The 23,378-nt window shown below is 36.5% G+C and carries 22 protein-coding genes; all 22 read right to left on the reverse strand.

Features of this window, described 5'->3' with window-relative positions:
- Positions 1 to 3: 3 nt before the first annotated feature.
- The 22 genes from LVD17_RS25490 to LVD17_RS25595 all read right to left on the reverse strand — a co-directional run bounded on the left by LVD17_RS25490 (position 4) and on the right by LVD17_RS25595 (position 23,320).
- Positions 4 to 1,125 carry a glycosyltransferase gene (locus LVD17_RS25490; RefSeq protein ID WP_233762697.1) on the reverse strand — a complete coding sequence of 374 codons (1,122 nt, stop codon included), beginning with the start codon at positions 1,123 to 1,125 and terminating at the stop codon, positions 4 to 6.
- Between the two features lie 12 nt (positions 1,126 to 1,137).
- Entirely contained in the window at positions 1,138 to 2,217 is a 1,080-nt protein-coding gene (locus tag LVD17_RS25495) for a glycosyltransferase (protein WP_233762699.1), read from the reverse strand.
- Positions 2,214 to 3,122 carry a glycosyltransferase family 2 protein gene (locus LVD17_RS25500; protein WP_233762701.1) on the reverse strand — a complete coding sequence of 303 codons (909 nt, stop codon included), beginning with the start codon at positions 3,120 to 3,122 and terminating at the stop codon, positions 2,214 to 2,216. Before LVD17_RS25500 ends, LVD17_RS25495 begins: the two co-directional genes overlap by 4 nt.
- Positions 3,112 to 4,488 carry a hypothetical protein gene (locus tag LVD17_RS25505; RefSeq protein ID WP_233762702.1) on the reverse strand — a complete coding sequence of 459 codons (1,377 nt, stop codon included), beginning with the start codon at positions 4,486 to 4,488 and terminating at the stop codon, positions 3,112 to 3,114. The genes LVD17_RS25500 and LVD17_RS25505 overlap by 11 nt, the downstream gene beginning before the upstream one ends.
- A gap of 33 nt (positions 4,489 to 4,521) precedes the next feature.
- Positions 4,522 to 5,493, reverse strand: coding sequence for an NAD(P)-dependent oxidoreductase (locus LVD17_RS25510; protein ID WP_233762704.1), 972 nt, complete (start codon positions 5,491 to 5,493; stop codon positions 4,522 to 4,524).
- Positions 5,472 to 6,176, reverse strand: coding sequence for an acylneuraminate cytidylyltransferase family protein (locus LVD17_RS25515; RefSeq protein ID WP_233762706.1), 705 nt, complete (start codon positions 6,174 to 6,176; stop codon positions 5,472 to 5,474). The genes LVD17_RS25510 and LVD17_RS25515 overlap by 22 nt, the downstream gene beginning before the upstream one ends.
- Positions 6,177 to 6,183: 7 nt before the next feature.
- On the reverse strand, positions 6,184 to 7,344 hold the full coding sequence (neuC, locus tag LVD17_RS25520; protein WP_233762708.1) for a UDP-N-acetylglucosamine 2-epimerase: 1,161 nt from the start codon (positions 7,342 to 7,344) through the stop codon (positions 6,184 to 6,186).
- A 35-nt stretch (positions 7,345 to 7,379) separates the two neighbouring features.
- A complete protein-coding gene (locus LVD17_RS25525) occupies positions 7,380 to 8,375 on the reverse strand; it encodes an N-acetylneuraminate synthase family protein (RefSeq protein WP_233762710.1) in 996 nt (331 codons plus the stop codon).
- A gap of 32 nt (positions 8,376 to 8,407) precedes the next feature.
- Entirely contained in the window at positions 8,408 to 9,616 is a 1,209-nt protein-coding gene (locus tag LVD17_RS25530) for a pepsin/retropepsin-like aspartic protease family protein (protein ID WP_233762712.1), read from the reverse strand.
- Positions 9,613 to 10,239, reverse strand: a complete 627-nt coding sequence (locus LVD17_RS25535) for an HAD family hydrolase (RefSeq protein ID WP_233762714.1) — start codon at positions 10,237 to 10,239, stop codon at positions 9,613 to 9,615. The genes LVD17_RS25530 and LVD17_RS25535 overlap by 4 nt, the downstream gene beginning before the upstream one ends.
- On the reverse strand, positions 10,217 to 10,915 hold the full coding sequence (locus LVD17_RS25540; protein ID WP_233762716.1) for an acylneuraminate cytidylyltransferase family protein: 699 nt from the start codon (positions 10,913 to 10,915) through the stop codon (positions 10,217 to 10,219). The genes LVD17_RS25535 and LVD17_RS25540 overlap by 23 nt, the downstream gene beginning before the upstream one ends.
- A gap of 23 nt (positions 10,916 to 10,938) precedes the next feature.
- Positions 10,939 to 12,483, reverse strand: coding sequence for an aldolase catalytic domain-containing protein (locus LVD17_RS25545; RefSeq protein ID WP_233762718.1), 1,545 nt, complete (start codon positions 12,481 to 12,483; stop codon positions 10,939 to 10,941).
- A 144-nt stretch (positions 12,484 to 12,627) separates the two neighbouring features.
- Positions 12,628 to 13,596 (reverse strand): glycosyltransferase, encoded by a 969-nt coding sequence (locus LVD17_RS25550; RefSeq protein WP_233762720.1) that lies wholly within the window; start codon positions 13,594 to 13,596, stop codon positions 12,628 to 12,630.
- Positions 13,593 to 14,408, reverse strand: coding sequence for a sulfotransferase domain-containing protein (locus LVD17_RS25555; RefSeq protein WP_233762722.1), 816 nt, complete (start codon positions 14,406 to 14,408; stop codon positions 13,593 to 13,595). The genes LVD17_RS25550 and LVD17_RS25555 overlap by 4 nt, the downstream gene beginning before the upstream one ends.
- Positions 14,408 to 15,121, reverse strand: a complete 714-nt coding sequence (locus LVD17_RS25560) for a WbqC family protein (protein WP_233762724.1) — start codon at positions 15,119 to 15,121, stop codon at positions 14,408 to 14,410. The genes LVD17_RS25555 and LVD17_RS25560 overlap by 1 nt, the downstream gene beginning before the upstream one ends.
- Positions 15,122 to 15,216: 95 nt before the next feature.
- Positions 15,217 to 16,197: a DegT/DnrJ/EryC1/StrS family aminotransferase gene (locus LVD17_RS25565; protein ID WP_233762726.1), complete on the reverse strand. Its 981-nt coding sequence runs from the start codon at positions 16,195 to 16,197 to the stop codon at positions 15,217 to 15,219.
- A complete protein-coding gene (locus LVD17_RS25570; protein ID WP_233762728.1) occupies positions 16,197 to 17,192 on the reverse strand; it encodes a sulfotransferase family protein in 996 nt (331 codons plus the stop codon). Before LVD17_RS25570 ends, LVD17_RS25565 begins: the two co-directional genes overlap by 1 nt.
- Complete coding sequence (locus LVD17_RS25575; RefSeq protein ID WP_306415962.1) at positions 17,189 to 18,628, reverse strand: lipopolysaccharide biosynthesis protein; 1,440 nt, start codon at positions 18,626 to 18,628, stop codon at positions 17,189 to 17,191. The genes LVD17_RS25570 and LVD17_RS25575 overlap by 4 nt, the downstream gene beginning before the upstream one ends.
- A gap of 20 nt (positions 18,629 to 18,648) precedes the next feature.
- Entirely contained in the window at positions 18,649 to 21,078 is a 2,430-nt protein-coding gene (locus LVD17_RS25580) for a GumC family protein (protein ID WP_233762730.1), read from the reverse strand.
- 50 nt (positions 21,079 to 21,128) lie between these two features.
- Positions 21,129 to 21,845, reverse strand: coding sequence for a polysaccharide biosynthesis/export family protein (locus LVD17_RS25585; RefSeq protein ID WP_233767991.1), 717 nt, complete (start codon positions 21,843 to 21,845; stop codon positions 21,129 to 21,131).
- Between the two features lie 87 nt (positions 21,846 to 21,932).
- Positions 21,933 to 22,769 (reverse strand): 3-deoxy-8-phosphooctulonate synthase, encoded by an 837-nt coding sequence (kdsA, locus tag LVD17_RS25590; RefSeq protein WP_233762732.1) that lies wholly within the window; start codon positions 22,767 to 22,769, stop codon positions 21,933 to 21,935.
- Positions 22,769 to 23,320, reverse strand: coding sequence for a KdsC family phosphatase (locus LVD17_RS25595; protein WP_233762734.1), 552 nt, complete (start codon positions 23,318 to 23,320; stop codon positions 22,769 to 22,771). Before LVD17_RS25595 ends, kdsA begins: the two co-directional genes overlap by 1 nt.
- Between the last annotated feature and the right edge of the window lie 58 nt (positions 23,321 to 23,378).

Genomic DNA, 23,378 nt, shown 5'->3' on the forward strand with positions numbered 1-23,378 from the left:
TATCTATTGTTTAACACCTAAAGTTGAAGTATACAAGTCTTCTAGTTTAGTTACCATTCTGGCCAAACTAAAATACTGGTCTACTCTCTTACGCCCTTCCAAAGCCATAGACTTTCGCAACTCAGAATTACTCTTCAATAATTTTAACTTTTCTCCAAGTTCACTCCAGTTATCCACTGGTACCATCAAACCACTCACCCCTTCATTCACCACCTCCTTAATACCTCCTGCATCAGTTGTAAGTATTGGGCATTTTGTACTCATGGCTTCTAACAACGCAATTGGTAGTCCTTCAAAAATGGAACTCATCATATAGACATCCATGGTGGAGAGCCAATCTACCGTATTAGTTTGTAACCCAGGAAACAATACCTTATCTGTCAAGCCAAGCCTCTCTCTTTCCCTCAAAATTTCATCTTTTAGAATGCCATCTCCAACAACTACTCCATATAATGTTGAGTCTGCGTCAGCAACCTCTTTAAATACTTGCAGCCATTCTATTAGACGTTTCTGAAATCTAAATACCGCAATTGTTCCAACCACAAAGGCATTTTCCGGGATATGATATTTTTCACGGATTTTAGCTCCTAAGTTGACGTCTCTTTTGAATTTTCCGGTATTAACCCCATTCAAAACAATATGTACCGGTATTTTTGTTTTAATATTATCCTTAATGGAGACAGCTACATCCTTGGAAACTGCTATTGCTGCAGATTGATACTTAAACGAAAGCTTATTTAAAATATAGGTTATTTTATGATAACGTTCTTGTTTATTATGCTCAGTATACAGCACTGGCAAACCTATTTTATATCTAACAATTCGTGAGATAAAACCGGCCCAGGGAAGGTGCGCATGAATTAAATCAATCTTGTGCTTTTGTATATATGCAATTACATTATTATACTGACGAATGATTTGTATGTTATTTTTAGCAGCAAAGCAAACTACCTTTCCGCCCCCATGTTCCAACTCAGCGACCATCTGATCCTTCCAGGGCAGAAAATATATATAATGAAATTCAAATTTATTGTGATCATGTAGTGGGAGTAGCTCTGCAAGCAACATCTCTGCCCCTCCTCTTCCCAGTGACTTAATAATCTGCAGTACCTTAATCTTCTTCAACCTAGTATTTATTTATGCCAGTAACCTTATCCACTGACCAATAACATTATTTAATTCAAATGAAGAAATGCTATTAACCGTATTCTCTTTATATTGCAATATAAGATTGGGGTTATCTGCTATCTTATCAAGCAACATCACAAGTTCACCTTCATCATTGGTGTTAATTAAATAACCATTTTTTTCACTTTTCACCATATCCGACGGTCCATAAGTACAGTCCGTTGCTATAACAGGCAAGGACAACGCTAATCCTTCCAAAATCACATTACAGAAGCTTTCTTTTATAGATGTATTTACTAAAAACTGAGCCTGCTTTAAAATAGTATATGGATTTTTAATGTACCCTGTAAATACTACTTGTTTTTGAACTCCTAAAGACTCTGACAAAGAGTGTAGTTTTTCAGATAGCTTCCCATCTCCTATGATCACCAACCTGTACAGTTCCTTAATGCGGCTTTTACTATAAGCATTCAATAAAAGTTCAAAATTCTTATCCTTACTAAACCGTCCCATTGCACATATAAATTTATAATCTGTCTTAAATGATGACGGTTCCTGGGCTAAGGAAATGACATGCTCAAAATCCAGAGAATTGGGAACTACAACCAGTTTATACTCCTTTGTTGACCTGACATTTGAAATTGCATCGTACATACCTGTAGATGGAACTACCACCCTTCTCGTAAATGGCCATTTAAATACAAAGTCGGCATACCTATGTTGCTTTCGACTTAAAATGTAAGGATTAGCATCAAATCTGGCAATCAGGTTTCTATGAAAAGTAAAGCATGAGATAAAACTACTAACCCGACTAAATGCAATTACATAATCAGGTTTTATTCTTCTACATACAAAAAAAAGCTTTATAAAAAGTGTATAAAATTTATAAATTCGACTCTGAGACTCTTTTTCTCTTAATACATGAATTCGATTCTTAGGAATATCATTCGGTAATTCTACAATATTTCTTTGTAGTACATAATGTACTTCATATCCCCTCTTCTGTAGCTCTCCTCCAATAGTGACCGTAACACGTTCAGCTCCACCCGTTTTTAAAGAACCAATAACTAAAAGCAGCTTCTTACTCATAACCAGGCTTTCAGCATAGTTTTCAACTTCTGCAATAAACTAACATTCAACAACTTGTATCTTATCAGAAAAAGTATAAACTCATATCGCAGGCTCACTTTTCCTGCATAAGTAAACAGTTTGCTCCTATAAAGTTTCACTCCATATTTGTCATTCCTTATTTGCGATTTATAAAGCATTTTCAAAATAAACATGTACATGGCATCATCGGAAACTTTATTCTTATTCTTATCAATAAAGTATTCGGTAGAATCATGCTGTAATTTAGAACTTATTCTATCATTGGAGGAAATGTGAAGTATCACATCACAGTCATTAGAGAACATTACTTTGTAGCTGCTATCTATATTGATAAAAAGATCCCAATCCTGATGCTTCTTCAGGTACTCATCAAAAGCTATTTTCTCCAATACCTCTTTCTTTACTACAAATGTAGAAGTTCTTGCATCAAATAAAGAATTGAGCAAAAGGTGATCTCTCAAAGTACGATTATTGTCAACCTTAAATTTTTGGATATGGGATGTGCCATTTTCATTGAGTTCAAATGATCCAAGTACTAAATCACAATCTTGATCCACCATTAGCTCAACTTTATGAAGAAGATTTGATGGCTTCATTTCATCATCACTATCAAGAAAAGATATTAATTCAGACGAAGCGGCCTTCCACCCTCTGTTTCTTGAATAAGGAGCACCCATAGACTTTTCATTCCTAAGCACCATGACATCAGCATGTTTCTTCGCAAGTATGTCCTTTACGTTCTCAGCAGAACCATCATCAACAACAATGATTTCATCTGGCCTAAGGGTTTGTTTCTTTACAGACTCGATGGCTCTCAACAAACTTTCCTTCCTGTTTTTCACAGGGATAACGACGCTTATATTAGGAGTGCTACTATTTCCCATTAACAAATGTATCTAGAATACTTATTCTATCTTCAAACTTGGCTGGAGCAATAGATTGTTTTTTTAAAACGAGGTCTATAACACTATTAAAATCATGCTTGGGGTAACTGAAAACCATTTCTTCATTCAAATAAGGTGAGTAATGAATCATTCTTTCCTCATCAAGAAAATAAGTAGGTATATTATAATAGCTGGCCTCAATAGCAACACTTGAATAAAAAGTAACATGCATACAAGTTCGCTCCAACAAGCTTGTAAGTGGCAGTTCGGTTGCTTTCCTTAACTCAATTTTGCTCATTAACCCCTCTGAGGCAAATTTACCCTCAATCATTTTCAACTCATCTATTTGTCTTGGATGCAGTCTGACATACCAACGTTTATCTCCAGAGTAATTTTTAATGATATCAATTAAACATGATGGAATGACATCCTCTCGACGTTGCATAGAAACAAGTATAATATCATTACCTGTCTTTTTTGCTCTATCCAAAAACCACTTATTACTACCCTTTAAAACATTTAATTTTTCAGGCTTCCATGCAAGAATAGTTTCATATGAGAAGTTATCCCAAACATAAAAATGTGTTGGCAGAAATTTATTATCCTTTATAATATCAGAAGGCCAGCTAGCATAGGCCATATGATATTTCCCTTGTACCCCATGCTGCAAATCCATCGAATATATTCCCAAGCGATTTGCAGCAAGTAAAACACTGAAACATTTGACATCGTAATAGCAAACGAGGAAAACTTTTTTGGCTCTTAAGCGCTTTAATTGTTTTTGAAAATAGTCTGCCTGAAAGAAAATAAGACTCAATTTATTAATGAAAGACTCGTCAAATCTAAATTTAATATCGTATTCCTTTAGAAGTGAGTTGAGTTTCTCTATGTCTCCAGAAAACGTCGTTTTTCTCCTTTTTAGCAAAAACAATTTCCTTACTTGAAGCAGAAAATAAATCTCTCTCTGGATGGTCCTTACAAAACCGATGTAGCTCAAATTATTATCGTATCCATACTTTGAAGTAAACTCCCAAACACTAATACTATTTTTACTTTTGAGATAGTCTATCACCGGACTCAGTACCCGATCAAATGTACTGGCTCCTTCCTTAACCTTATAATGGCTGGAAGTGACCAAAACGACCTCTTTTTTTTTACTTTTTAAGATACGTTGTTTCAGAAATTCTGAACACCCTGCAATAAAGAAAACAAGCATTTTCGGGATTCGTGCCTTATTAAACCCTTGTGGTTTTTTGGCACTAAGGTAAATTGCCATTCTAATTATTGGCCAAATATTCTCTCCTCTATAAGTAAAACCGTTCAGGTCTAGCTCTCTTTCTATAGCTAATATCTTTTTACCAATCATATAATTTAACTTACCGGCCTTCTCTCATCAACATCAATGTACCTTAATCTTTTTGAATAGCTTGTCAACAACAAAATCTTCAGTCATTTTCATAGATTCATAAGTAGCGCCTGCTATATGCGGAGTTATCAATAAAGACTTATGGTTACTGTTTAGTAGTTTAAGTAACGGATTAGATTGACGGGCCATCAAATCTTGTTCATTTTTAATAACATCGGTTGCAACTCCTCCTAAATGCTTACTCTCTAAATATTCTGCTACTGCAACCTCATCCCAAATCTCCCCTCTGGAGGTATTAATTAAACAAGCGCCTTTTTTTGAATATTTGAGAACATCTCGACTAATTAGATTGCGGGTACTATCTTCCAACGGTACATGCACCGAAATAATATCACACTCTTCAAAAATATGCTGAAGTGTTTTTTTCTCAGATACATACTCTGGCCATGTAGTTAAATAAGGATCATATGCATTGATTTCGCACCCAAAGACATGGGCATAATTGGCAACCTGAGATCCTACTCGTCCCAAACCGACGATTCCAAGTTTTTTACCCTTAATATTATGTCCCCTTAATAGCTGCCGGTTCCAATCCCCTTGAACAACATGTTGATGAGCTGTATGAATATTCCTGAACAGACTAATAATCAAACCCCAGGTATGCTCAGCAGTTGAAGGAACACCGTCAAGAAAGTCAGTCTCACCTTTTAAACTTACAATATCAATTCCTGCAACATCTGCCGCTGCAACATCTATATGGTTCAGTCCGGTTGTAGCAGTTAAAATGTATTTTAGACGTGATGCTTTTTCAATTAAGTCTTTACCAATATACAGTCCTAAGCGTATAACCAGTATATCAATATCATTAATTACGGTTATAACTTCACTTTCATTAGGGGTATCCATCAATATAACTTCTCCAATGCTTCTTAACCGACTTAAGGCATCCGGACTATAGTCTTCCGGTTCGGTAATCAGAATTCTCATACTACTCCATCCTTCCATGCTTTAACCAGGGTATCGGCGATCAGCAGATCACGGTCATTATCAACATTGGCCAACCATTCCGCCGGCATTACATAAGCTTTCTTCTGCTCTGGCATAAAGGTTTGTTTATATAAGAGGACATCTCTTCTAACTGCATAAAAACAGCCGTTTCTAAAATATACAGGATACAAATCCTGCCTTCTTTTATGCTCAAGTTTCGGGTTAAGGGCTATCATATTCAGGTTTTCCAGCGTATACATTCTGGCTGGATGAACATCACTTTGCTCAATCACACTTACTACACCTTCTACTGCCTGATCGACATCCCTTTCAAATAAATCAATAATATCATCCAAATTCTTTCCTGTTCGAATCGGTGCTGTTGGTTGAAGTAAAACCACTATATCATACGTTCGGCCTTTTTCACTTAGTTGTTTGATTGTATTTATAGCAACATCAACTACTGAGGATGTATCTTGTGCCAGCTCCGGTGGTCGCATCAAGACTTCAGCATCTAACTGTTTGCATACTTCGGCAATTTCGGCATCATCCGTATCTACTATAAAATCCGTTATCTTTTTACTATCTCTCGCACAATCTATAGCATAACTAATCAGTGGACTTCCTGCAACCTGCCGTATATTTTTTCTTCTTACTCCCTTTGATCCACCTCTCGCGGGTATAATTGCTATTGATTTCATAGATAGCTTAATAAGTAATTGTTTTGTAAAATCTAAGGTCTACATTGGCCAGCAGTCTTGCTATTTTAGCACCTGCATCACCTCCTCCATAAACCTGAGAGTACTCCGGTCTTTCTGAATTTAACCAATGGTTAATAGCCGATAAGATTTCCTTTTTATTATAACCAACATCTAACACATTGCTTCCCCTCTCTCTCCTGTTTTGCCTACTCCCTATATTCACTACAGGAACACCTAAATACGCGCATTCTCTTATACCGACGCTAGAATTACCTATCAGACACCTGGTATTAATTAAAAGTTTTAAGAAATCATCAGGCTCCATGTTCTTAAAAAAATGCATATGGGCCGGTTTAAATCTTTCCCGAAATGCCCTTATTCCTGAAGACGTTCCGTCAGCGCCTGCATCCACATTTGGCCAGAACCAGAGCACTGGATAGGGTAAATCTGAAACTGCTTGTAAAGTTTCTTCAATATGCCTTCTGCTATTTGAATATTCATTTGTCACAGGGTGCTGCATTACTACAACATAACCATTGCTTAAATCTGGTTTGCTACCAACTCCGCCATATTTAACATAGGGGTCAAAATTAAAACTTGGATTTTCCTTTACATTATGAGCCAGGTCAATAGAAGGACAACCTGTATTAAAAACCTGTGAATTCTCCTCCCCAAGCTTTATCACCCGCAATTTGGCTTCTTCAGTTGCAACAAAATGATAATCTGCCAATTTGGTAATACTATGCCTAACCTTTTCATCAATATTCCCGGTGACTTCTCCACCTTGAATATGAGCCAGAGGAATATTCATATAGGACGCGGCAATAGCGGTAGCCATAGTTTCATATCGATCTGCTATGGTAACTACAATATCAGGTTTTAAATTATCAAATACTGTTGACAGTTCAAGAATGCCTATTCCGGTTGTTTTAGCAGCTGCAGTTGGATTTTCTCCTTCCAAAACGTTGAAGACCTTGGCTGCAATTTTGAATCCATCCTTTTCCATATAATTTATAGCAGCACCGTACCTGTCAAGTAATGCTGATGCTGCTACAACCAACTGCAATTCCAACTCAGCATGATCATTTATCGCTTTTAAGGCTGTTTTTACACGACTGTAACTTGGACGGGCTGTCACTACTACGCAAACCTTTCTTCTAACACTCATAGTTATTCTTAATGGGTCACTGGTATTTACAATTGTCAGTTTAAGTCTTCAAAGGTAAGAAAAGACCACTGCTGCATGTCTCTTTGAAGCCTTTTTCCAATAACTTTTTGAAAATCCTTTGCAGCAATACCCTTATTTGCAGGTTTTTTTGATTCAAGATCATCAAATCTTATTGTATGACCGGCAGGAAGATCTTTATTAACAGCCAGGCTCTTTCCAAACATTGATTTCAACTCATCATATACAGCCACTTCATTTTTATTATAACTACTTTTAAGGGAAGCCCTAATCATCCTGACTCCCTCTACAAGTGCTTTGGTCTCCTGTATTGTTAAAGAGGCCTTAGCATCAGGTCCAAACATTTCTTTATCAAATACCACATGAAACTCCAGCACCTCAGCACCCAGCGCAGTAGCAGCAAGCCCTGCATAAACTGTTGACGAGTGATCTGAAAACCCTACCGGAAGATTAAAGAGCTCCTTCAAATCGTTCATGCCGGACAGTCCCCATTGAGTGGGTTTGGTCGGATAAGCTGTAGTACATTGCATTAAGGTAATATCGTTACCATAAGGTTTCAGAAACTCCAAAGTCTTCTCCAGTTCCAACAGATTACTCATTCCCGATGAAAGAATAATCGGTTTACCTGTCAATGCGATCCTTTTCAGCATTAAGTAGTTCGTAACTTCGCCTGAACCAATTTTGTATCTTTTCACTCCCAATTCCTCAAGCAGATTTACCGCTGCGACAGAAAAAGGCGATGAAATAAACTCCATGCCACAATCTTCGCAATGTTTTTTTAACCCTGCCCATTGCTCCCTGGTAAATTCCATTCGCTTCCAGTAATCGTACCTGGTATCATCCTCATAGCTAAACTTTACTCTAAATGGTTCAGAAGAACTACTCTCCGCTTCCGCTATGTGAGTCTGAAATTTAACCGCATCTACTCCGGTAGCAGATAACGCATCAATATAACTATGTGCTATTCCCAGGCTTCCTTCATGGGCCTGAGCAATCTCGGCTATTATAAACATGATGTATCCTTTTAAGTCAAGTAATTAAATAACTACGCTGGCCTTAATTTTCTATATAAAAACTTAAGAAATATGTAGATATATGATCTCACCATACGTCCTAAAGAATATCGTTTCTTCTTACCTTCAAACAATAGCTTGAAGTTGTCATTTGAGGTATTTACAAATACCTCTTGCATTCTTTGTTTTTGTTGTTTTAATAATCCCTGCCTGTCAGTAGTAAACGCCTCTTTCAACTCCTCTTTGGACGTAACTTTATATGTTAACTTCAAACAACTATAAAATGACTCAATCTCCCCTGAATCATTTAGAATGGTTTGACTAAAATTTTTATGAAACCTATGAAACTCCATCGTAGGTATACCCATCGCCAAACAATCCGTGACAGAAGATGACCAGAATGACAGATTCAAGTCAGCGAAACAGGAAAGTACAAAAGTGTTTTGGTTTTGTATGATATACCTAGAACTATCATATACCTCAAGTATTCCATTTATCTTTTGGATACTTTGTCTTGGGTGAGGTTTTATAATAACGAAGAAATCAGTGTCATGGAATAAAAAGTCAAAAGTAGAATGAAGCAAGTATTCAAAGTTATTTTCTGTAAGATATATATCATGAATATCCCTTAATGTCAATAAAACTACTGACTTATCTTTCTTTTCTAACTTTTCATACAATAAACTATTTTCCTGCACATACGACTTTACAATACTTTTCCACCAACTTGAATATCCAAGTGCCCCAACATTCAGAAGTTTATCTTTTGAATATCTTTGTCCTAATACCGGCGCATCATATTTATTGCTGTAAAGTACATAATCAATCATTTCAGAATCATCATTCCGTACTGGTGGTAGCTCTTTTTTTTGATTGCACCCCAACAGTGCATAGGCATGGGGAAATAACGCAAGTTGAGCATTCGGGCAAAGCAGTGCAATCTTAGACACTAAATTTCCATCACCTAACCGCGTAGTATCTTTTAAAATAAGATTGATAGCTCTTCTGTTTTTATATAGAAATGGGAAAAGCTCATTTGGCTTGATAATGACTCCGCTCGCACTAAGCTGTTGGTAATAAAAATGGTCATCCGCGGCTTTGTCATGGATCTTGGAATTTATAAAATAGTAATAGACTTTTACACTCAACTCTTCTTTAGCCTTAACCAGATAGGGTAGGATAAAGTGAACTTCACCTAACGAATTATTTAATACCACCAAAATTGAGGTGTGGTCCATCATAAGTTACTAAATGACTCTATGTATTGATGTTTAGGCTTTAACGTTACGTTATTATAACCGTAGAAAGTTACGTTATTAGCATTCGCTGCTTGCCAATCATTGATGGAGTCGCCAATCAGAGAACAATCAGAAGAATGATATCCATAGTTCTCCAAAACCTGCTTTACCAATTCTTCCTTTGGTGTTGGAGATCCATTAATTGATTTAAAATATTTTTCAATCCCCAATTGCAAGCACAACGTATTTAATTCCTGACCATCCGATCCGGAAACAATGTGCATATCAATTTTATCAAATTTCGACTTAACAAAAGTCAGGCTATCCTGAATGATCAGTGAAGGATTTGCCAGATTCTTAAGCATAATTTCTGAAAAATTATTGGCAAATTGTTGTATGCGGCTTTGATCAGCCTGTTCGCCTAATATTTCCTCAATAAAATATTTGAATTTAACATATCTAGACCACCCTCCATTTTTTCTATGAAAGTCTAAAAGTTTCTCAACTTGCTCCTTAGGGTATCCAGACAATGTTTGAACAAACCCGCTATCTCTTACAGGCATTGAGTCGAGTAATACCCCATCAAAGTCCCAAAAAATAGCTTTACTTTCTAAAAATCTTCTCATATATAGCTTCAGCAATTGTAAAATCATCCTCCCAATCTATATCAAAAGATCGGATTCTATCCATTTCGTACAAGTAAGGATTACTTCCTATACGATCCTTTTTATTTTTATAAATACTGCAACTGGTAATAAACATACCATGATTTACCTCAAACAATATGGGTAGATCCTGGGTTCTTGGCCATTTACTTTGCTTCTGATGTGTGTTAAAAATTTGCTTACTATCAGGTTCTATTAAGAAATTTTGAAATGGATGGACACTGACTAAAGAGTCATATCCCTTGCTTAAGCAATCGAAATACTTTTCTATTGCCCTATCATAATCATCTGAGGTAATAAACGGTGTGGTCGTGTGCCCCCATATAACATGTTCAGTATCAGTAATGGAAGGAACGTACTCTATCAAATCTACAAGGGGAGTTGTGCTCAAGCATAGCTCATCAGGCCTTCTTACAACTTTAATTTTGTTGCATTCTATATTAATTTCATCTGCAATTTTCATTGAAACATCATCATTTGTAGACAAAATTATCTGACTAATACATTGGCTACTTATTAATTGACGAAGTTTTAACTCAAGAATGCCGCCGGAAAAGTTTGAAAACGGTTTAGTATTTTTGTCTTTTACACGCTGACTCCCTTTACGTGTTGGAAGAAAAAAAGTAATATCACTCATTTATGATCAATATTAAGTCCCTGCTAAAGTAAGAAAGAATAAACCGAAGTCACCGGTAAACTCTTATAGTTTGTTGGAGTGATACATGCTATCTCCAATTGATGAGCTTCAGAAAAGACTTTAAATAAATATTCATTCTCTTCAGATAAGTTTCGCTCCAACTGTGTTAAAGTGGACTCCTGATACCCATCATAACCAGCTATAAGTACCCTTTCACTGGCCAGCTCTACCGACGTTTGAAGAGCCAGCGCTGTATGAGTATCTGTGAGTTTATCACTGAAATCAATCTGTTCCAACTCATAAGTTTCCTCGTTAACAGCTTTAGGAATATAGGTTCCCATTTTCCGTGGAAATGGTGGCAATACACAGACCCATGTGAAATCGCCAAAATCATCAAATACTTTTTCAAGCCGATGACCTTCACTACCCACCAAACAAAAGAATTGTTCTACATTCAAATCTCTGTACGCCTTTGCATTTTTTGAGCTGGCATGTATTATACATATATCTTCACCTTTCCTTACATATTCCTTTATGGCAGTACTGTGCTTTATGGCATTCGGTCCGCCTCCGATAATAAGGGCTTGTTTAAACTTTCTTTCGGGCTTAAAGGTAGGGAAATGCTGATTATCCTGAACCCCTTGCCGTTGATTTTGCAAAGCTCGTATGATACTATTGAATGAATAGAATCTTTGGGTAACCCATTCCATAACATTCTTTTGAGGCAAAGAATTTGCCCCGGATACCATATAAGGCAAATTAGTTCCCCAGTTATGCTCTTCCCGCAAGTTTTCAAAAGCAGTCACAACATTGCTCAACGCATCAAAATTAAGCGCCAAATCAGTTTTTGTATTTAAAGCAGTCAGTAGCAATTCTGTTTTAAGGTTGCCAGCACCTCTTCCCATACCTGTTATAGTGGCATCAACTATATCAGCTCCACAGTCAATTGCCGTAAGAGTATTTATAAGGGCTAGTTCCAGATTATTATGCCCATGAAAACCTATTTTACAGTTAACCCTCTCTTTGACCATCTCTATGGTTTCCTTAACATCTGCAGGGTATACTCCGCCGTACGAGTCTACCAAATAAAAGAAATCAAGTAAACCATTACTGCCAGACAAATGGTTCAAAAACTCTTTATTCTCCTTCCATTTAGACATATACATGACATTGAAACTAACTTCAAAACCAAGTTTCTTAACTTCCTCTGCCACACCAAGAGCTCTTTCAAAATTGGAAGGATCTACTGCTATTCTAACTAAATCGATATGACCATTGCATGGTATAAGTAAGTTTTCCACGTCGTGAGCCCTCACATCCTTTTCATTCAATATAATGGCCAATTTTTTACCGGAATCCCTTCTGACTCTTTCCAATATGTATGTTGGGCAATAAAAGTATTCTCCATGATAATCTTTCATAGGTTTACTTCGGTAACCTATTTCCAAATAATCAACTGGCAAATAATTAAAAGAATTTATATAGTTCTCAATCAGGTTCTCTTCAAAATCCCACTGAGTGTAGTACCCACCATCTCTAAGGGTACAATCTAAAATTTTAAAGTTCATAAAAATCAGATTTTTAGCTTTGCTCTTCAACACGATCTATTCTACAAATGTGGACAGAGCATTTTAAATAGTTTCACAAATGGAAATTAAAACATTAACCCGATGTAACATCAGCAATAAAGTCTGGCTTTAAAGTTAGAGCTATTATCCCTTATTTCTAAACCAGACGAATACCATATGATTAGTACAATGTTTTAACAATCTTAAGGCTACTTTCAACTTTTCAATTCCTCCCACAGGAGTTCGGAGAAGCCTCCAGTTAATACTCATCAACTTTCGATTAACCACATGCTTATACTGCCAGCTAATAACTGTGTTAAGGTTATCAAAAGTATTCCTTGAAGATCTTAATTTTTCAATTTTATTTGCTGTGCTCCACATACCATTGCTATGGACCCTATAAACAGAATTTGCCACCTCTTTATTGAAGTATCCTGGTCCATGCTGTCCTAAAATAGCAAATAAAAAAGTATCTCCATTCTTTGATCTAAAAAAACGCTCAGGATACGATTTGAGCAAATTTCTAAAAACAACAGAATTGGTTGGTAAATGTGCACCCTTTACTAATTCATATTGCTGTCTTTCAGCTTTCAAATTCTTTATTCTTCCTTCCCGAATTAACTTATTATTTTCATCAACCACCATCGTATCATGAAAGCTGATTACAAAGCGCTCATTTTCTTCCAAAAAGTCAATTTGCTTTTGCAGTTTAAGGGGGTCTGTCCAGTAATCATCGCCCTCACAAAGGGCAATGTATTTCCCTTTTGATGAGAATAAATTATATGCAAAATTAAATCGGCCGGTAGGAGTTCCGTCTATCCTAATATTGTTTTCCCGATTATGCAGGAAGAGACGAACTTTGTCTGAATATTTATTAGCATATTCAATACAAATATTTCTAGTTTCATCTTTTGAGGCATCCTCTCCTATTAACACTTCAAAAGTAAAATTTGTCTTTTGCTGTAATATGCTATCCAAACATTGCCTGATAAATGGTTCATGCTGATATGTCTGTACACATACCGAAACCAAAGGTTCTGTTGTTTTTACCTGGTGGGGATATTGTTGTACAGCAACCTGTTCGTACCTACTACTAAATTCTGTAAAGTTCATTGATCCAGATATTCCTTCAGTTTAGTTTTGTCAAGGTCATTTTTAATATACTCAACCATCGAATCCGGTAGCCTCCCTACCCATTCAAAGTCATCAGGTTTTTTCTTAAAGACTCCATAAGCATCAGTGGTATGTCTACCCTTACTCGCTTTTATAAAGTCTAACTGCTGTATATCAATATTTAAACCAATAAACTTCATAACACTATTAACTACGTGCTCAGTCTCATGAAGCAAATCACTATATTTTACAAGAAGGAATCTATCAGGAAACATTACTTTTAGATTATTAAACAAGATTGCCACTTCTTTCCATTTTTGATATCCATTAAATTCCTCTTTTCTATTCAGGTTTTTCGACGGCGCCTCCAACCACTCATTTTCAAAGTTCCATCCCAATTCTCTCTTAAACTCCTTCGGTGCTGTCCACCAAGAATAAATAACTGCCAGTGGGTTCCTTATTAATCCAATCACTCTTACCTCTTTATCACGTTCTAGCATATTCTTAAGAATATGATGATAGCGAACTTCTTTATAGACTATAGCTTTTGGTTCTGTTTTTAGAAACTCAGTAACAAGTCCTTTATTTTTAGATTCAAGCTGGTCTAGAAAATCATCCTTTGTAATGCTTATGCTGTTAAAAAAATCAATAATATCCTTCTCTTCAGATGACTCACTTAAGAAACCTTTAAAAGCGTAGGAAAACAGGGGCTGGTACTTATAAATTATTTCAGGATGCGCATCCATCAATGCTCCGAACCATGAGGAACCAGAACGAGGGACACTATGTATAGCTACTCTATGAATATGCATTACTCAAGCTCAAATTGTGTTAACATTTTCTGTATTTCTTCTATATCATTAAACATTAACACATCAATAATCGATAATCCTGCCTTAAACTCTTCTCCCAATTGAGTATATGGTCTTAGATGGTTTTTAATAAAAGATAATTTAAGACCAGCTTTCTCAAACATTCCCTTTTGGTATAGTTCCTTTCCCCCGGATGGGTTAATATAATGATCTCCGGATAGCTCGTTTACAATTGCAATTAATCTATCTGCCTTGTCTAAGCTTTTTGAATCTGAAAAGCATTCCGATGAATATAAAAATTCTGTATCTATCCCCAGATAGTTACTCACAAGCTGTATACTATCTCCGGCCAATTCGCCAATATTTTTATGGTTTCTTAAAATTACCGTCTCTATAATCGGATATATGTTTTCAAAAAAAGGCGCTTTTATATATGACTGCCTAAGCGATTTCAGAAATTTTTTTTGCCATTTCAGGTAAATTGGTCCGCTAATCTCCGTCTCTCGAATTGGCCTAAACGAACTAACTCCATTTATTGGGACTGTAAATAAACTCTCCTTGCCATTAAGTAAAATTTTATTTCTATTGATCCAGCCTTGCTTTATGAAATTGACATCGTCATACAGCACAAATATGTCTACACTGTTTATAAGTTGGAAGTATCCTAAGTATGGAAAAACATATGGCTGCATCACTGCAATCTTTCTACCCATAATTTTGTGTCCTTAATAATATTCTACCAATCATATCTTGCTCTTCTATACTTAAATGATGATACAGTGGCAAACATAATATAGAAGAAGCTACTTCATTGGATTGAGGTGTATCTTGACTGTTTACGTAGTCCAAAGTGCTTAATGAAGGGAAAAAATACCTGCGGGGAAAGATTTTTTTTCTCTTCAAGGGCTCTTTTCATTAATAGTGCTTCTTCTTCTGTTTTGAAGATAACCGGGTAATACGCATAATTATAACCACACCCTTCTTGAATATCAGGTCGCCTTACGTCCAAGTTTAATAATATCTTATCATAATGTTCACACTGAGCTTTACGCTTCGCCAATATTAATTCTATATCATCCAGTACACAAAGACCCATAGCGGCGTGAAACTCCGAGTTTTTACCATTTATTCCAACGCCGTTAAATTTTTCTGGCCCGTCATGTCCAAAATTGCGCATATAAGCCATTCGTTTTAGCAATTCCGCATCTTTGGTGATTACTAAACCTCCTTCTATAGAGTGCATTAATTTAGTGGCATGTAGGCTTGTAGTGCTTATATCACCATATTCGAAAATATTTTTACCCTTATATGTAGTACCAAAGCAATGGGCAGCATCATAGATTACTCTAAGTTTATATCTATCCGCTATTGATTGAATAGACTCCATATCACAAGCATTTCCAAAGCAATGCGTGGCTAATATTGCAGAAGTATTCTTGGTTATCGACTTTTCTATCTGATCGGGGTCTATATTTAAAGTTTTCTTATCAATGTCAACAAAAACAGGTCTGCACCCTTCCCATACTATACTACTTGTAGTTGCCACATAAGAAAAGGGTGTAGTTATGATCTCCCCCTTTAAGCCTAAAGTCTTTATGGCCAGTTGCAAGGCCACAGTCCCATTGCTAACAAAGAGCAAATGTTTCGTATTTAAATATCTCTTTAATGATAGTTCAAGCTCATTGACAAGCGGGCCATTATTAGTTAACCAATGCCGCTGATATATGTCGGCAACATATTGCTGATACTTTTCAAGAGGGGGAAGATACGGCTTTGTGACAGGGATCATTATTTGAATTTTTTAAAAAGTTCTTTCCTAAACTGGATTTTATCCCTTAAAGCCGCCATTTCCTTTTCTTTTAGTTTTCTATTTACAATTGATGAGTGCTTCGTTTGAATAATTTGATTTAGCTTAAAAAAATAAGGGTTTCCCATATTCCAATCCTGGTTTGTTGTAGGCTCGTATTTCAGACCACTCATATAGTGACTGGCAATAGTTTCAACCATATTCAAATCTGCACCCTTTAACTTGTCCTTATACTTATTTTTATTCTCCTTTAATATAGGCTTATCCAGATTTTTCCAAAGAGGATTACGCTTAGCTTCCTTGGTTTCTTTATTGGTATTAAAGCAAGCTTCCTCAACCTTCAGGTTAATATAACCTAGTACATTCGTCATTACGCTTTCGGTATTGGAAATTAAATCTTCATATTTCACGAAACACATATCAACATTGTACAAATTATGTAGGTTAAGTATATCTCTTTGTTCTTTCTTCCATTTAGTTATTACCGAATAAGCGGTATGCATAAAAAGAGGTGTTCTTAACCATGAAGCTACATGATCTCGCGGATCTCTATATAGGTATATGAACTTTGCATCTGGCAGATCCTTCAATATAGCCAATGCATATTTATGGTTATGATTATCCTTAGAAAAATATAGTTCACACTCCTCGGAACATGCCTTCTCCTGATATAAAGCATGTGCAAATTCAACAATGGAATTTAGTCCGTACTTATTGCAGACCTTATCATAATCCATATTCAGATTCCACCCATTATATTCATGATTAGCATAAAGCTCCATATCCTTTAAAAGCATCACCCTATTGCTTAAGGATAAGGGAAGATAATAGTTATAAGCATTTCCAAACGCATCACAAAAATGTGGAGCTACAGGTGCACTGATCTTTGAGTGGTTGCCTATTAAAGTTCTTAACAAGTTGCTCCCTGATCTTTCTGAACCCAAAAGAAAAATTCCTCCTTTATTGCTTTTACTCATAAAATCTTTTTCAAAATATTACTAAACTCTTCTCTGGCCAATACCAGCCCCTCCATTCTAATTAGAGAGGAGTAAAACAAATAAAAAATTATATAGACAATTGATAGAATTATTTTTATAAGTAGAGTATTTCCTAAATAATAAGCCAACAGTACAAAGATTATAAAAGGGATTATCCCTTCAAAAATTTTCCTTAAGTGATATATCATGCTTATGCCCAAATACCTTTGAATAAAGTAAGAATTGTATACAGTTAGAATATAACTTAACCCGGTAACCGCCCAAACAAAAGGAATTAACCCATATAACAGACCTATTACGATCGGCAATGCTCTGATAATCTTTCTTACAATTCCGATCTTAAAATTTTCCTTTGATTTTCCCCTACTAAGCAAAGCATTTAGCATCATTGAGTTTAATGGAGGGTTAAAGCTTTTAAAAACCAAAATTTGGAAAAGGACTATGCTAAATGCCCAGTTTTCTCCAAACAAACCTATAATGATTGGTTCTGCCAAAATGAATAACAGACCTGAAATTAAGAAAGAGAGGAAGCATATAAAGCTTACAACCTTAAAATAAACTTTATTAAATTTATCCAGATCATCTTGCAAGCCACTCAAAACAGGGAAAAACACAGACATTAAACTTTTGGATGTATAGGTTGTCACCTGAGAATTTAATGACTCCGCGCGAGAATAAAAGCCAAGTGTCGCTGGTGAAAAAACCTTGCCTATAAACAGTATATCCAGTTTTTGAAAAATCATTGAGGCAAACCGATCAAAGAACATAAACGCACTAAAGCCTGTCAGTTTTTTCAGTTCTTTTAAAGAAAAAGAGAAATCTGGCTTCCAGCCTGAAGCTGACCATAATAAAATGGTACCTAAGAAGGATGTGCTTAATTGCTGTATTACCAAAGCGTACACTCCAAATCCCTGAAAAGCAAAGACTACACCCAATACCCCTCCAACTAGGTTAGATATTACACCTCGAACTGTCAACAACTTAAAGTTCAACTCCCGTTTTAATATTGCGGCCTGTACCTGATTAAGCGAATTAAAAATAAAAATCAAAGAAAGCCACTTTAATAAGCCGGTTATCTCAGTATTGTTATAAAAGGATCCCACGAAGGGCGCCAAAAAGTAAAACAATACGGTTAAAAACAAGCCTACCGACAAATTGAGATAAAAGACAGAACTATATGTTAGCCTCGTATTTTCTTTATTTTGAATAAGCGCTGATGCAAAGCCAACATCAATAAATACTTGACTGATGCTGATAAACACCATTGCCATTCCTACCAAACCAAACTCGGACGGCTCCAATAGCCGGGCCAGAAAAATGGAAATAATAAACCCACTTCCTTGCCGCAACAAGGTACCAGACATGTTCCATGCAAAGGCATAAAAAGAACGCTTTTTGAGGCTTTGCTCACTCATATTACCTTTTGGCAAGCAATTTAATCCTCTTTATAATAACCATGACTATTGCCTTTACTTCGGGACACCCCATAGCCATATCCGTAGCCATAACCATAGCCATAACCGTAGCCGTAGCCGTAGCCATAACCCATACCTGATTTTTTAATATCATTAAGCAATATGCTAACCCCCCGCAGTTTTCCTAATTCATAGAACTCCTGAATGTTTTGAAGAGCTTGTATTGGCGTATAGTTCTGACGAACCAAAAAAAGCGTATGGTCAGCTTTTTTAGACAACAGGAATGCGTCTGTTACCAACGCTATTGGAGGTGTATCAAAAATGAGAAAATCGTAATACTCAAAAAGATTATCAATCATTTGCTCTAACCTGCTTGTCATTAATAATTCACTTGGATTAGGCGGAACTGGTCCGGCACTAATTATATCCAGATTTGGCACATGAGTTTTTTGAATTACCTCATCCTGAGATTTAATTCCTGATAAATATTGGCTTAGACCTTTATCATTTGACAAGCCAAAGTCATCATAAATACGAGGTTTTCTCATATCTGCACCAACTATGATTGTTTTCTTGTCTGCAAATGCAAATATTGTTGCCAGATTAATCGTAGTGAAAGTCTTACCCTCACCGGCAATAGATGATGTTATAACAAACATCTTTTTGTTCTTACCTTCTGTAAAATAATTTAAATTACTTCTCAGTGCTCTAAATGATTCAGCCAATCCCGATCTTGGTTTTTCATAAGCAATTAAATTACCCTTTTCACTGTTGTGTCCAATACCACCTACAACAGGTATGGCCGTAAGCCCTTCAATGTCCTCCTTGGATTGAATCTTTTGGTTAAGAAGTTCTAAAATCACAAATAATAAAGAAGGAAGCACTAACCCTATCAACAGCGCCACAAGGTAATTCTGAACAGGTTTAGGGGATATCTGTCCTCCCGCAATTAAAGGAGGATTGACCACAACGATATCAGAAGTTGTAGAAGCACGGGAAATTCCCGCTTCAGCTCGTTTCTGCAATAAAAAATTATATAAATTTTCTCGTAATGAATAATTCCGTTGAATATCCACGAGTTCCTGTTCCATTCTTGGGAGTCTGGATAATTCAGTTTCAATCGTTGATATCTGCTGATTGATAAAATCTCTATTAATTTTTTGAGTTTCGCGATAATTCTCTATACCCTCTAAAATAAGCTTTTTTAATTGACCTATTCTCCGTTTTCTCTCCTGAAAAAGTGGGTTATCTTCAAGTCTCTCCGCTCCATTTTCTTTATAGATGCTCCCTTGTAAATTTATTAACTCTTCAATTAGGCCTACCAGAACTGCATCTGTAATACCAACACTAGATGGAGTCACTAATTGATCATCCTTTAACTGGCGCTTTTCTAACACACCCTCCAGATACTTAAAGTAATTATCTTGCAAATTCATTTTCACTTTCTGCGCTTCTAAATCCTGAAGTCTCGCATAAAGTCTCCCAGCTTCGGCACTCAGGTTACTACTTGCATTGTTCTGCCTAAAGGCAAGGATTTTATTTTCGTAAAAACGAAGTGAGTCCCCAATAAAATCTAACTGCTGATCAAGAAATTCCAGAGATTTAGTAGCTACCTGATTTTTTTTATTGACATCATACTCCTGATATCTCTCTATAAATTTATTCAGAAAAGCGATTTCTTTTTCCGGCACAGGACCTGAAATATCCAGGTTAACAACTGAAGCTCCTTGCTGGGCCCATTCAGCTCTTAACTTTCCCGAATATTTTTTTGCCAATTGAAACGGATCAATAAACTTTACAATATAAAACTGGTTGAGTATTTCATTGTTAATTTCATGTTTTTTTAAGACATAGAGCTTAAAACCATTGATTTTTAATGTGTCATTAAAAGCAAGCTGTTCAAAACGCTTCCCTCCTTTTGTATCATCCTGATTCAGATATTCAAGTTCAAAATGTGTTTGATTCTTGATCTTAAACCCCATAGATCTCCCCCAGGGCATAGATGCTCCATCCAAAATGTGAAATTCAACAGGAAAATTCACATCATAATACTCCACTGTTTTTATATTACCCTCACGATAAAAAGCTGTTGTAAAATTCAACTCTTCAACAACTTTTTGCATCAGTGGATACGATTTTAATATATAAAGTTCATTATAGAAGTTTCTATATGGGTTCACCAAAGCGTTGTTATACAAAAATTTCGCACCTGCATTTTCCTCGCTTTCCCTTATAATAATCGAAGCTGTTACAGGATAAATTTTTGTGCTATACCGATTGATAATATAGGCGCAAACTAAGGCGATAAGAACAGTAATTATAATTAAATACCAATACTTAATTGCCCTAACAAAAACTCGCTTATAATTGATTAATTGGATGTTTTTTCGGGATACTTGCTGTTCTCCTTCAAAGTTCTCAAGATCCTCATGTTCAAATGTATTCTTCAAAATATTGGTAGCAAATGTTGTTAAACGAGACTATAAATACGAGAAAATGCTTACTGTCGTAATAAAGTTACTATAAATAATGCTGCCGACAGCGTTGATGTCCATAACCCGAGATTGGAAGCAAAGTATTTTTTGAAGGTACGTTGTTTCAGTGGTGGTACTATAATAATATCGTTCTGTTGCACATAATAATAAGACGACTCAATATATTGTTCTTCCAGAAGATTTATGTAATGAACCTCTGAAGAATTACCTACTTGCCTTATGACCTTAACGAAGCTTCTGTCTGCAAGTTCTCCAAACCCGCCAGCCATTCCAATTGCCTCCATCATTGTAATTCTGGTGTTATAAGAATTAACTACATTTTCATTGTTTACCTCCCCCAAGACAGTGAAGCGAAAATTCAGTAATCTAATTCTAACAACGGCATCTCTCAGAAATTGATTAGCTATCTTTTGAATCCTTTCCTGAGCTTCAAATACTGTCTGCCCTGCAACATTAACCTTTCCAATTACCGGGTATTCAATATTCCCATCTGTATCAACCAGAATTCCTGAAAGAGTCTGATTTATACCAGCCCCAACTCGTTGCGGGTTGATCTTAGAGAAGAAATCATATTCCTCATCTGTTATACTTTCAAAGTTTACCGAAAGGATATCAAGAGGCTGAATTCTATACTCTGTAATGTTCATTTGATGAATACGCAAGATTGTGTCCCTTGGAATTTCATCTCTTTCACTAAGCTCATCTTCATGCTGCAAATACACCAACTTTTTGGCTGGCACACACGACGCCCCCAACACCACAATAAAAATCAAAATAATCAGGTTTCTCATTTCAAAAAATCGCGTGTACTATTTTACAAAACTTTTTCCCAACATCCATACTTCCTTCAGCATCTTGAGGAACTCTTCTATTTCATTGAGTGGCACCATGTTAGGCCCGTCGCTTAATGCTTTTGAGGGATTGGGATGGGTTTCTATGAAGAAACCGTCTACTCCTACTGCCGCAGCTGCTCTACCCAGATAAGGGGCAAACTGTCGTTGGCCTCCGGAGGTGCCTCCTGCACCTCCTGGCTGCTGTACGCTATGGGTAACGTCAAAAACTACCGGAGCGTATTGTCGCATAGTAGGGAGTGCTCTCATGTCGACTACAAGGTTATGATAACCGAATGATACTCCCCTTTCGGTCAGACAAACGTTAGGGTTGCCTGCTCCGCGTACCTTATCCACTGCATACTTCATGTCTTCCGGCGCCATAAACTGGCCTCTTTTTACTTTGACCATTTTACCGGTTTCAGCTGCCGCGAGCAGTAAATCTGTTTGTCTGCATAGAAATGCAGGGATCTGTAATACGTCTACAACTTCAGCTACTTCTTTGGCCTGGTATGATTCGTGAATGTCTGTAACAGCCGGAACGCTCAGGTCTTTTTTAACTCTTGAAAGAATTTCAAGACCTGAGTCTAAACCTTTACCGCGATATGAGCCAGCAGATGTACGGTTGGCTTTATCAAATGAGGCTTTGAATACATAGTCTATATCTAATTGTTGGCACACCTCTTTTACCTTTGCGCCGGTTTCCATGCATATGTCATAGCTTTCCGCTGCACATGGCCCGGCAAACAACACCAGCCTGTCGCCTCCTAAATTTATATTTTCCGTGATCTTAACACTTTCTTTAAATATCTCCATCAATTGTCTATGTAACTCTTTACTATTTCTTCCAACAGGCCTTGTGAAGCCAGAATGAAGTCAGCGGTTTCCCGAACTACTCCTTCTCCACCTTTCTTTTCAGTAACTAAATCAGCATATCCCTTTACGTATTCCAGAGCATCTGCCGGTGCCACTCCCAGGCCTGCGTATTTAATTAATTTCAGGTCTATTATATCATCTCCTATATAAGCAACCTGGTCATCCGAAAGCCTGTACTTTTCCAGAACATCATTATAAACCGCAAATTTATCTTTTACATGCTGATAAAAAAAGTCCAGCCTAAGTTCTTCGCAACGCCTGGCGACCAAATCGGATGTTCTTCCGGTGATCGCCCCTATGATTAGATTATTGGCTTTCAGGTGTTTAATGATCTGTCCGTCTTTTACATTGAAGACTTTCAGCTCGTCACTGCTGTTGCTATAAATAATTCCGCCGTTGGTCAGCACTCCATCAACGTCAAATATGATGGCTTTGATCTTCCTGGCCTTGTCTATCTGAGATTGACTATATTTTTTAAGGATAATTTCCATTATTAAGTAAAAACCGATCAAAGATAAGAGGATTATTTTACGTAAGCCTTAATATTTT

This window comes from Fulvivirga ulvae (assembly GCF_021389975.1).
Taxonomy (GTDB): domain Bacteria; phylum Bacteroidota; class Bacteroidia; order Cytophagales; family Cyclobacteriaceae; genus Fulvivirga; species Fulvivirga ulvae.